Origin of the sequence: Colwellia sp. MB3u-41, assembly GCF_014076845.1 — a bacterium.
Lineage (GTDB): Bacteria > Pseudomonadota > Gammaproteobacteria > Enterobacterales > Alteromonadaceae > Colwellia_A.
The window spans coordinates 20974-33579 of the sequence record NZ_JACGUT010000003.1 but is presented as its reverse complement, the minus strand read 5'-3'; the positions used below and the strand labels follow the sequence as shown (position 1 = coordinate 33579).

Here is a 12606-nt window from a genome sequence, read left to right as displayed (position 1 = left end):
CCGTTGCCGTATAAACTAAATGATAATGGCTCTATTAATTACTCAGGTTCATAATCCAAGTTAGCTGACAGCCAACGCTCTGCTTGTGGCAATGTCATCCCTTTGCGAGTAGCATAATTAATCACTTGGTCTTTAGCGACTTTAGCGACCGCAAAGTATTTTGATTCTGGGTGAGCAAAGTACCAACCACTAACCGCGGCTCCAGGCCACATGGCAAAACTTGAGGTGAGCTCCATGCCGATGTTTTCTTCAACATTGAGTAGTTCCCACAACAAACCTTTTTCAGTATGCTCTGGACAGGCAGGATAACCGGGCGCAGGTCTAATACCTTGATATTTTTCGCGAATTAAATCGTCATTAGCAAGCGACTCTTGTGGGGCATATCCCCAGTATTCTTTGCGAATTTTTTCATGGAGATATTCAGCACTCGCTTCTGCTAATCGGTCGGCAACCGCTTTAACTAAAATACTATTGTAGTCATCATGTTGAGCGGCGAACTCCTTCACTAGGTCATCACAACCATAACCTGCAGATACCGCGAAAGCACCAACATAATCTTTAATACCCGACGTTTTATCGGCGATATAATCAGCCAAACAACGGTTAAACTGCCCTGCTGGCTTTTTACTTTGTTGACGTAATTGATGTAATTTCATCAATTGCTTATCTCGGTTTTCATCTGCAAATAAAATTAAATCATCTTGTTGACGATGAGCAGGAAACAGACCAAAAACCGCTTTTGCGGTTAACTTTTTACTGTTAATAATATCGTCTAATAAAGCATTAGCATCATTAAATAGATTAGTTGCCTCTTCGCCGACCACTTCGTGTCGTAAAATAAGCGGATATTTGCCTGATAACTGCCAAGTCATGAAAAATGGCGTCCAATCGATGTAGTTTCGAATGACATTTAAATCAAGATCATCAAGTACCGTAACACCAAGTTTATTGGGTATTTTAGGGGTATAGTTTTCAAAACTTATTGGCGCAGCATTGGCGCGTGCATCTTCTAGTGATATTAAGCTTGAACGTGGTCCTTTTTTATAATGACGCTCTCGCACCCGCACATATTCATCGTCTTGACGCGCTAAAAATGCCGCACGTTTATCACTATCATCTGAAAGTAAGGTACTAACGACTGAAACTGAACGCGACGCATTAGGTACATATATCACCGGATGTTGATATTGTTGTTCTATTTTAACGGCAGTATGAGCTTTTGATGTTGTCGCGCCACCAATGAGTAATGGCAAGTCAAAATTAAGACGTTTCATTTCTTTAGCAACATGCACCATTTCATCAAGTGACGGTGTTATCAAACCTGATAATCCAACCACATCGACCTTTTCGGCTTTCGCCACGCGCAAGATATCATCACAAGAAACCATGACACCTAAATCAATAATTTCGTAGTTGTTACATTGTAAAACAACTCCGACTATATTTTTACCAATATCGTGGACATCACCTTTTACCGTTGCCAGTAAAATTTTACCGTTTGATTTTATTTCAGTTTTTTCAGCTTCGATAAATGGATTTAAATGAGCAACAGCTTGTTTCATCACTCGGGCTGATTTTACCACTTGTGGCAGAAACATTTCGCCTGCGCCAAATAAATCGCCAACGATATTCATACCATCCATTAATGGTCCTTCAATAACATCAAGAGGTCGTTCAGCCACTAGCCTTGCTGCTTCAGTATCTTCGACAATAAATTCATTAATGCCTTTAACCAAAGAGTATTCTAAACGCTCTTTAATCGGTAGCTCACGCCACGTTAAATCAGCCTTATTATTTTTGCTTCCCGCTTGCCCGCGATAAGATTCAGCCACATCAAGTAAGCGTTCTGTTGCGTCGTCATCACTATTTTGTATAACATCTTCAACAGCAAGGCGGAGATCGTCAGGAATATCTGAATAAATAGCTAACTGACCTGCATTTACAATGCCCATGTCCATACCATTTTTTATTGCGTGATATAAAAACACCGCATGAATCGCTTCACGTACTGGGTTATTACCACGAAATGAAAATGACACGTTAGAAACACCACCAGAAATCATCGCATGAGGCAGGTTTTCTTTTATATCCGCAACCGCTTCAATAAAATCTACCGCATAGTTATTATGCTCTTCAATACCAGTGGCTACCGCAAAAATATTCGGATCAAAGATAATGTCTTCTGCAGGAAAACCTATTTCATTGACTAAGATTTCATAAGCACGTTTACATATTTCATACTTACGTACCCGTGTATCTGCTTGACCTTGCTCATCGAAGGCCATAACAATAACAGCCGCACCATAACGGCGTAAAAGTTCAGCTTGTTTACGGAAGTTTTCTTCGCCTTCTTTCAAGCTGATTGAGTTAACAACCCCTTTACCCTGAATACATTTCAAGCCTTCTTCTAAAATATCCCATTTAGAAGAATCAAGCATAATCGGCACTTTCGCGATATCAGGTTCACCGGCGATTAAATTCAAATAACGGATCATCGCCGCTTTTGAATCAAGCATGCCTTCATCCATATTTATATCTATAATTTGCGCGCCATTGGCGACTTGTTGTAGGGCAACTGCGACCGCTTGTTCGTAATTTTCTTCGGTAATTAAGCGCTTAAATACAGCAGAGCCCGTAACATTGGTTCGTTCACCAACATTAACAAACAATGAAGTTTCATCTAGGGTTAACGCTTCAAGCCCAGACAAACGACAAGCAATTTTCCTTGCGGTGATCTTCCTAGGTTTTACATTGGCAACCGCATCGGCCATACCTTTTATATGCGCCGGCGTTGTACCACAACAACCGCCAATAATGTTAAGGAATCCCGATTCAGCCCACTCATTGACATGAACATTCATATCTTCGACGCTGAAATCGTATTCACCAAAGGCATTAGGCAAGCCTGCATTAGGATGAGCTGAAACAGCAAAATCTGATATTCGACTCAATTCTGCCACATACTGTCTTAGTTCAACCGGACCTAATGCACAGTTCAAACCAAATGAAATAGGTTTCGCATGGCGCAATGAATTATAAAAAGCTTCGGTGGTTTGCCCAGACAGTGTTCTGCCTGAGGCATCAGTAATGGTACCCGAGACCATTACAGGTAAACGTAACTGCAATTCATCAAAAACAGTTTCAACCGCAAAAATAGCCGCTTTAGCATTTAAGGTATCAAAGATAGTCTCAATAAGAATAATATCTGAGCCACCTTCAATCAGTGCTTTCGTTGATTCTATGTAGGCATCTTTTAATTGATCAAAAGTCACATTACGATAAGCAGGATCGTTAACATCGGGAGAAATAGAACATGTTCTATTCGTTGGCCCTAAAACGCCGGCAACAAACCGAGGCTTATCAGGGTTTTTAGCGGTAAATTCATCCGCTGCAGCACGGGCTATTTGTGCCGCCGCTAAATTGATTGCCGCACTGTAAGACTGCATATCGTAATCTGCCATCGCAATCGTCGTGGCATTAAAAGTATTCGTTTCAAGAATATCAGCACCCGCTTCAAGGTATTCATAGTGAATAGCTTTAATTACCTCGGGCTGGGTTAGCACTAACATGTCATTATTGCCTTTGACATCAAGATGCCAATCAGCAAATTGTTCACCTCGATAATCTTGTTCTTCAAATTTATAGGCTTGGATCATCGTCCCCATAGCACCATCTAAAATAAGAATTCTTTTTTGTATTTGTTGCTCAAGACGACTAAATGATGCTGATTTTTTCATACGATTTCTCTACTTTTACTTTCAAACTTAATTTAATGGCTAAATATATCCGACACTGTTTATATTTCTGCATCTGGGTGTATTGCTTTAATATTTGTTGCGTCTAGCTTGTACGGTGTGATCTGATAGACATAATAGTTTAACCAATTAGTAAATAACAAACTGGCATGACTACGCCATGAACTGTGTGGCACTTTTGTTATGTCATCATTAATATAGTAATTATTGGGCATAACTGCGTTAATATCGGCTTTAAGGTCACGTTGAAACTCTTCATCTAGTGTGGTTGAGTCATATTCTGGATGACCGGTTAAATAGACCTGCTGTTTATTTTTGCTCGCGACCACGTAAACCCCTGCTTGAGGAGATTCAGCAATAATCTTTAATTCAGGAATTGAGAGGTAATCAGATTTATCAATATATCCAAATCGTGAGTGTGGGACATTAAAAAATTCTTCAAAGCCGCGGGTAAGCTGTTCTTTTTGGTCGATGGGGCTATGTTTAAAAACACCGGATAATTTTTCTTTTCTTAAATGTCGTCGTAATCCATAGTGATGATATAGAGCGGCATGAGCAGCCCAACAAGAAAACATTGTTGAGGTGACATTTTCTTCAGCCCAATCAAATATTTCACAAATTTTATCCCAGAAAGTTACTTTTTCGTATTCCATTAACGCCAATGGTGCACCGGTTATAATTAAGCCATCGTATTGCGTATTCTTAATGTCATCAAAGAGACGGTAAAAATTATCTAAGTGCTCTTTCGGCGTATGTTTGGATTCATTGGCGTGAATACGTACAAAATCAACATTTATTTGTAAAGGTGTATTAGACAATACCCGTAATATTTGAACTTCTGTTTCAATTTTATTAGGCATTAGATTGAGAATAGCGACTTTCATTGGGCGAATTTCTTGACTTGCCGCTCTACGCTCAGACATTACAAAAATATTTTCTTCACCTAAAATAGACAAAGCAGGTAATAAATCTGGAATTTTAATGGGCATAGCGTTTACCTAATCAAATAATGTCAAACAAGCATGAACACTTTGTTCTCTAATTTCACGTATTAACTTTTATATAAATATGAGTATTTGATGGTACGTGTATTTATAGCTATGTCAACATCTAAACGTATAGACGTCTATAACGTTTTATTTCATTAAATAAGTAACTCATTGCTTTGGCATTGAAAGTAAGCAGATTGTTAATGTATAATAACCTATCTGTATTTATTTATGAGTAACATCTTGAAGTGTTATTTTTTATTAGATTGCGGTAATATCAAAACTCTGAAGAAAACATGGCAGATTTTACCCTTGACTATAAAAGTACTTTCCCCGGTAGAACGACATAATAATGACGTCATTAAAACTTATGACAGTATATTAAAAGATATACAAGATGAAGAAGCGCTTATTTTTATGAATCATGGCTTCGCTCCATGTGAAATTTTATTAGATGACATTGATAAAAAATGGAAACATCAAATATCGCTTTACAACAACATGCTAATTCAAGCATTCAAGCTTGGTTTAAGCGAAGTCCTAACCGATAAATCGATTTTAGAAATAGGAAGTGGACGTGGCGGTGGCTTAGCTTTTGTTAAAAAATATTATAATCCAAAACAAGCAACAGGCGTTGACCTAAATAAAAATCAAGTAACTTTTTGTGCTAACACTCACAAAATAGAAGGCCTGCACTATATAGAGGGCGACGCATGTGCCTTAAATATTGAAGACAACAGTATTGATATTATCTTTAATGTTGAATCATCGCATTGTTACTCAAATATCAATCAATTTTATCGCCAAGTTAGTGATAAACTTAAACCTGGAGGCTTCTTTCTCTATACCGATATATTTTTCCCGGATGAGAAGCTTTATGATGATTTTTTAGCTTTTAAACAGAATTTAATTCCTGGCATGGATATTTTATATGCTGAAGATATGACCGAAAACGTCATTAATGCTTGTCGATTAGATAAAGTAGACTTTAAAACAACACTGCCCAAGACAATTGCGGCTTTAATGTCAGAAATTGCTGAAGTTAAATTAGATAAATACGAAAAAGGTCTTATTAAATATATTACGGTTGTGGCAATAAAGCGCTAACGCTTCATTGTAAATGAATAGCGACTATTAATTGATTATAATAATCAAATTTACATTCTTCAGATATAATAAGCCACCGCAAATGCGATGGCTTATTAAGATATAGATGACTAATAACAGCTTATTCGGTAACCGCTTCTTCTTTAGGTAATTTATCACCCGCTCTTACGCTTTTAACTAACAGTAATTCACGTAAACGTTTATCAAGCTCTTTTGCCATTTCAGGTTTTTCTGCTAACGATTTAGAAGCGTTTGCTTTACCTTGGCCAATACGATCGCCATTGTAACTGTACCAAGAACCCGCTTTTTCAACCATATTATGCTGAACACCTAGGTCAATTAATTCACCTAAGCTGTTAATCCCTTCCCCATATAAAATTTGAAATTCAGCTTGTTTAAAAGGAGGCGCTATTTTGTTTTTAACCACTTTTACGCGGGTTTCATTACCAATAATTTCGTCGCCTGCTTTTACAGCACCGATACGTCGAATATCTAAACGAACAGAAGCATAAAACTTAAGTGCATTACCACCCGTTGTGGTTTCAGGAGAACCAAACATTACACCAATTTTCATACGAATTTGGTTAATGAAAATAATCATGGTATTTGATTTTTTCAAGTTACCCGTTAACTTACGCATTGCTTGTGAAAGCATACGGGCTTGTAAACCCATGTGTGAGTCGCCCATATCGCCTTCAATTTCTGCTTTGGGTGTAAGTGCAGCAACAGAATCGACAACAATAACGTCTATAGCACCTGAACGCGTTAGCATGTCACAAATTTCCAATGCTTGCTCACCAGTATCAGGCTGAGAAACAAGTAATTCGTTGATGTTAACACCTAACTTTTCAGCATAAATAGGGTCAAGTGCATGTTCAGCATCAACAAAGGCACACACTTTACCGTTACGCTGAGCTTCAGCAATAACTTCAAGTGTTAAGGTTGTTTTACCACTTGATTCAGGACCATAAATTTCAACAACACGCCCAAGTGGCAAACCACCCGCACCGAGTGCAACATCAAGCGCTAATGAACCTGTAGAAATGGTTTCAACATCCATGGTGTTATTATCACCAAGTTTCATAATTGAGCCTTTACCAAATTGTCTTTCAATTTGACTTAATGCTGCTGCTAATGCTTTTTCTTTATCATCTTTCATGTTTGTTCCGCCGATGTTGCTAAGATTTCGTTTTGATGAAGCAAGTATACTGTATGACCGTACAGTATCAAGCTTTTTTACAACTATTTTAATTATATTATCAAAAACAAAACGAGTTGACTTTTAAGTCATTGATAAACAAAAACATAACGAACATTAATAACTTTTAATCATTACTCACCAAAAAGTTACTATTTATATTATCACTGTAAAATCCTTTCATAAATCTTATCGTATTCAGTAAAAACTTTAGTTAAATAAATAGAGTCTAAATTTGCCAGTTATGACATAATTGTGACCTTACTCTTTCATTGAACTTATGAGTTACCGCATAGAAATGACGACAGCAAACTTAGACTTATCCTCACACACCCCTATGATGCGCCAGTACTTAACCATTAAAGCTGAGTTCCCTCATATTTTAATTTTTTATCGCATGGGTGACTTTTACGAATTATTTTTTGATGATGCGAAAAAAGCATCTGATTTGCTCGATATTTCATTAACCGCTCGCGGCAAGACAGGTGGCAATGCTATACCAATGGCAGGCGTTCCCTATCATGCGGTGGAGAATTATCTAGCAAAATTAGTACAACTGGGTGAATCTGTTGCCATTTGTGAACAAATTGGTGACCCAGCAACCAGTAAAGGTCCTGTTGAACGTAAAGTTGTTAGAGTTATTACCCCAGGCACAGTGAGTGATGAAGCATTATTACTTGATAAGCATGACAACCTAATTGTTGCGGTAAGTGAAGGCAATAATAAGTCATCGCAACGCTTTGGACTGTCTTATCTTGATATGACCAGTGGCCGCTTTGTACTGACCGAGCCAAGCACCATCGAGCAGTTACAAGCTGAATTACAGCGTTTATCTCCTGCTGAACTCCTCTACAGTGAGTCGTTCTCAGCGCCAGAGTTACTAAAAGGCTATCAAGGGTTAAGAAGAAGATCTGAATGGGAATTTGATTTAGACACGGCCATTAATTTACTCAATACACAATTTGGCACTAAAGAACTTTCTGGCTTTGGTGTTGATGATAAATCATTAGGCTTAATGGCCGCTGGTTGCTTATTCCAATATGTAAAAGAATGTCAACGCAGTGCGCTTCCTCACATTCGAGCCATTATTTGTGAGTCTTCTGCTTCTGGTGTCATTTTAGATGCGGCAACTCGTCGTAATTTAGAACTCACGCAAAACTTACAGGGTGGCTTTGAAAATACCCTCGCATCGGTATTAGACAAGTCAGCGACACCAATGGGTTCTAGATTACTGAAGCGTTGGTTACATTTTCCTTTACGTGATTTAAACATATTAACCGCACGTCAAAATGCAATTAGTGAACTATTGTCACAAGATTTAACGTCTGAATTATTTAGCCAACTTAAATCTTTTGGTGATATTGAGCGTATTGTTTCTCGCATTGCCTTACGCTCTGCGCGTCCAAGAGATTTTGCTCGTTTACGTAATGCCTTAAGTCAATTGCCTGAACTTCAGCAACATTTACACGCTTGTCAGCAAGCACATATCACTGAATTAGCGTCACAAAGTTTTCCGATACCCAACTTACACGACTTATTACAACATGCTTTAGTTGAAAACCCACCCGTTCTTATCCGTGATGGTGGTGTTATTGCCAAAGGCTATCATGAAGAACTTGATGTGTTACGTGACTTAAGTGATGGTGCTACTGAATTTCTTGCCCAACTCGAAGCGCGTGAAAAAGAACGTACGGGTATTAGTTCCTTAAAAGTAGGTTATAACAGGGTTCATGGCTTCTTTATTGAAATGAGTCGTACTGCCGCGAACGATGTACCTGATGATTATATTCGTCGACAAACCTTAAAAAATAACGAACGTTTTATTACCAATGAACTAAAACAACACGAAGAGAGAGTACTCAGTGCCCAAAGTAAATTTCTCGCATTGGAAAAACGTTTATATGATGAACTGTTCGATTTAGTCTTACCCGATTTAGAAAAGCTGCAGTTACTTGCACAAGCAATTGCCGAGTTAGATGTCTTGAATACTTTTGCTGAACGTGCCGAGAGCTTGAATTACGTACAACCCAATTTAACAAAAAATAACGGTATTGAAATTAGCGCGGGTCGCCACCCTGTTGTCGAGTTAATGACAAGCGAACCCTTTATTGCCAATCCAGTAACGTTAAATACCGAACGTAAAATGCTGATAATTACTGGCCCTAACATGGGCGGTAAATCAACCTATATGCGGCAAACGGCACTCATTGTTTTATTGGCTCATATTGGTTGTTATGTACCGGCAGATTCAGCAAGTATTAGTATGGTTGATCGTATATTTACCCGTATTGGTGCGTCTGATGATCTAGCCAGTGGCCGATCAACTTTTATGGTTGAGATGACAGAAACCGCTAATATCTTGCATAATGCGACAGAAAAAAGTTTAGTGTTATTGGATGAAATAGGTCGAGGTACCAGTACTTATGATGGTTTATCTCTTGCTTGGGCGTGCGCTGAAATGCTGGCGATTAAAACCAAAGCTTTTACTTTGTTTGCCAGCCACTATTTTGAATTAACACTTTTAGCCGAGCAAATACCGACACTGGTTAATGTACATTTAGATGCGGTTGAACATGGTGATACCATTGTCTTTATGCATAGGGTTCAAGAAGGTGCTGCAAGCAAAAGCTTTGGCTTACAAGTAGCACAATTAGCTGGTGTGCCTAAGCCGGTTATTCAACGAGCAAAACAACGCTTGGCTGAACTTGAAAAACAACAGACGCCTTCTATTATCAATGTTGAACAGCAACCTTTTGAGCAACTTTCATTTATTGAAAATACTCACCCCATACTTGAGTCCTTATCATCAATTGATGTCAATGATTTAACCCCTAAACAAGCATTAGATTTATTGTTTGAGTTTAAAAGTAAAATTTAACCGCTTATGGTTGGCATAAAAAAACCAGCAAATGCTGGTTTTTTTATAGACTCAATCAGTTAATTAAGCTTGGAACAAGGCTTCTATTGATAAATCTTGTTGGCTCAATATATCCCGTAAACGCTTAAGTGCTTCAACTTGAATTTGGCGAACACGTTCACGTGTCAAACCAATTTCTACGCCAACGTCTTCTAATGTTGCCGCCTCGTAGCCTAACAAACCAAAACGACGAGCAAGTACTTCACGTTGCTTAGAGTTCAATTCATTTAGCCAATGAATAATGTTATTTTTAATATCTGTAGTTTGTAGGCTGCCTTCTGGGCCGCCACTCTTGTCATCAGGAATAACGTCTAATAATACTTTGTCGTTTTCACCACCAAAAGGTGAATCAACCGATGTCATACGCTCATTCAAACGTAGCATTTTAGTAACATTAGCCACCGGGACATCAAGCTGTTCAGCAATATCTTCTGCGGTAGGTTCATGGTCAAGTTTTTGGACCAATTCACGCGAGGTGCGTAAATAAATATTGAGTTCTTTTACGACATGGATAGGTAAACGGATAGTGCGGGTTTGATTCATAATGGCACGTTCAATCGTTTGACGTATCCACCATGTTGCATAAGTTGAAAAACGGAAGCCACGTTCTGGGTCGAATTTTTCTACGGCGCGGATCAAACCTAAATTACCTTCTTCAATTAAGTCGAGTAATGGCAAACCACGATTGTTATAGCGACGGGAAATTTTAACAACTAAACGCAAGTTACTTTCGATCATGCGTTTTCTAGAGGGCTCGTCACCTTTAAGAGCAAGGCGAGAAAAATAGACTTCTTCTTCTGCGCTAAGTAGCGGAGAAAAACCAATTTCACTTAAATACAACTGAGTAGCATCTAAATTTGATGGAGCATCTTCTCTATCTTTAGATGATGCTTTAGTTGACTCATTTTTATCTACAACAGTATTTACTAATTCTTTTTCTATACCCATGCTGTATCTCCCGATATGCTGCAAAGTCTACTATCACTGATTAAGTATTCACACGAACTCCAATTTATTATTATTATTATTATTTATTATTTCGACAGATACTTCATTGGATTAACTGATTTTCCGCGAAAGCGAACTTCAAAATGAAGCATAACTCTTTCAGCGTCTGTATCACCCATTTTAGCGATAACTTGACCCGCTTTTATCAACTGCTGTTCTTTAACTAAGATACTCTCATTATGAGCATAAGCACTAAGGTAATCATCATTATGTTTAACAATAATTAACCGTCCATATCCTCGTAAAGCATCACCGGCATAAACGACTACGCCATTAGCTGTTGATTTAACCGAGTCACCGCGTGTACCTGCGATATTTATTCCTTTATTACCTTGTTTTGCTGTAGAAAACCCTTCAATGACTTTTCCTTTAGCAGGCCACAACCAAGTCCTTATCTTTTGAGAAAATGTTGTGCCATTTGCAGAGGTTTTGTTGTTTACTTTTTGCTCTCTTACGTTTTTACCATACGCCTGCTTTTTATTTGATGCAACAGGTTTTTTTACCCTTATTGGTTTCTTATTTTTTTGCTTTTCAACGCGAGCTATATGATTACTGGCTTGAGCAGAATTTTTGACTAGAAATAATTTTTGTCCAGGAAATATTCTGTAAGGTGACGCTAGGTTATTGAACATTGCCAAGCGATTAATATCAACATTAGCACGCCACGCAATAGAATATAAAGTTTCACCTTTTTTGACTATGTATTCACGTCCCTTTAAGCTGCTTTTAAGACGTTTGCTTAAAGGGATGGAGCCTTGAACATCAACAACAGGTGCAGGTTTATGGTTCGAAGAACAGCCCGCGAAGAACAAACTAAGCGCTAAAAAAGCGACATAGGTGAGCTTTTTATAGGGCAGAAAAAAATAGTGTTCAATATGTAAAGTCAAAAAGCATTCCTAATGTTGTCGATATTTATTTACCGCAATAAAAAATAAGCAACGATGATAAGTCCAACAATGATCCAACCCAGTAAATCTACCCATTGCCTTATCTTTTGTTCCATTGCTGCGCCGCCCCAACGAATAACGCCTGCAACCAAGAAAAACCTCATGCCACGGCCAATCGCAGAAGCGATTAAAAAAGGTAGAAAGGCCATTTGTAAGAAACCGGCACTCACGGTAAATAATTTATAAGGGATCGGTGAGAAGCCCGCAATAAAAACCACCCAAACACCCCACTGCACAAACCATAACACCACAGCATCAAAGGCCTCTTGTTTTCCCAGAGCGGTAATTGCCGGTTGTATCCAAGGTTCAAACATATAATAACCAAGTAAATAACCAACCGAGCCCCCCAAAATAGAAGCAACCGTCGTTAACGTTGCGTATGACCATGCTTTATTCGGTTTAGCTAAGACCATTGGCGCAAGCAGCACGTCAGGGGGGATAGGAAAGAATATAGATTCAGCAAACGTTAATAGTGCCAGCATTCTTGGCGCAAATTTATGCTCAGCAAAACGAAGTGTCCATTCATACATCTTTGAAAAAATTTTCAATTAATCATACCTTTTGTACAATAATAAAGAGGATATAACCTTGCCTAGCTTGTTTTACGAAGGCGCAGCAAAGCTATGGGTATCATTCAGGTTTCATCATTTAAAAAACAGTTAAATTTTGTCTTCTTTACAGACAA

Annotated in this window: 8 protein-coding genes; 2 read left to right on the top strand and 6 right to left on the bottom strand. The window is 38.3% G+C overall.

Annotation, left to right across the window (positions count from 1 at the left end; all coding sequences use genetic code 11):
* Window positions 1-38 precede the first annotated feature (38 nt).
* Together metH and metA are read right to left on the bottom strand one after the other, a co-directional pair.
* A complete protein-coding gene (gene metH, locus H4J73_RS00155) occupies window positions 39-3737 on the bottom strand; it encodes a methionine synthase (protein WP_182181651.1) in 3699 nt (1232 codons plus the stop codon).
* A gap of 59 nt (window positions 3738-3796) precedes the next feature.
* Complete coding sequence (metA, locus tag H4J73_RS00150; protein ID WP_182181652.1) at window positions 3797-4744, bottom strand: homoserine O-succinyltransferase; 948 nt, start codon at window positions 4742-4744, stop codon at window positions 3797-3799.
* A gap of 312 nt (window positions 4745-5056) precedes the next feature.
* Between metA and H4J73_RS00145 the strand changes: the two genes are divergently transcribed.
* Entirely contained in the window at window positions 5057-5851 is a 795-nt protein-coding gene (locus tag H4J73_RS00145; RefSeq protein WP_182223136.1) for a class I SAM-dependent methyltransferase, read from the top strand.
* A gap of 121 nt (window positions 5852-5972) precedes the next feature.
* Here the strand turns inward: H4J73_RS00145 and recA are convergent, their stop codons facing one another.
* On the bottom strand, window positions 5973-7010 hold the full coding sequence (gene recA, locus H4J73_RS00140; protein ID WP_182181654.1) for a recombinase RecA: 1038 nt from the start codon (window positions 7008-7010) through the stop codon (window positions 5973-5975).
* Window positions 7011-7347: 337 nt separating this feature from the next.
* Between recA and mutS the strand changes: the two genes are divergently transcribed.
* The gene (gene mutS, locus H4J73_RS00135; RefSeq protein WP_182181680.1) at window positions 7348-9927 is read left to right on the top strand and encodes a DNA mismatch repair protein MutS; all 2580 of its coding nucleotides are present in this window, start codon (window positions 7348-7350) and stop codon (window positions 9925-9927) included.
* A 63-nt stretch (window positions 9928-9990) separates the two neighbouring features.
* Here mutS and rpoS read toward each other — a convergent pair whose 3' ends face one another.
* From rpoS to H4J73_RS00120, 3 genes are all read right to left on the bottom strand, one after another.
* Window positions 9991-10914 (bottom strand): RNA polymerase sigma factor RpoS, encoded by a 924-nt coding sequence (rpoS, locus tag H4J73_RS00130; protein WP_182181655.1) that lies wholly within the window; start codon window positions 10912-10914, stop codon window positions 9991-9993.
* Window positions 10915-11000: 86 nt separating this feature from the next.
* Entirely contained in the window at window positions 11001-11861 is an 861-nt protein-coding gene (locus H4J73_RS00125; RefSeq protein WP_259366752.1) for a peptidoglycan DD-metalloendopeptidase family protein, read from the bottom strand.
* 29 nt (window positions 11862-11890) lie between these two features.
* Complete coding sequence (locus tag H4J73_RS00120; protein WP_182181656.1) at window positions 11891-12469, bottom strand: YqaA family protein; 579 nt, start codon at window positions 12467-12469, stop codon at window positions 11891-11893.
* Window positions 12470-12606 lie beyond the last annotated feature (137 nt).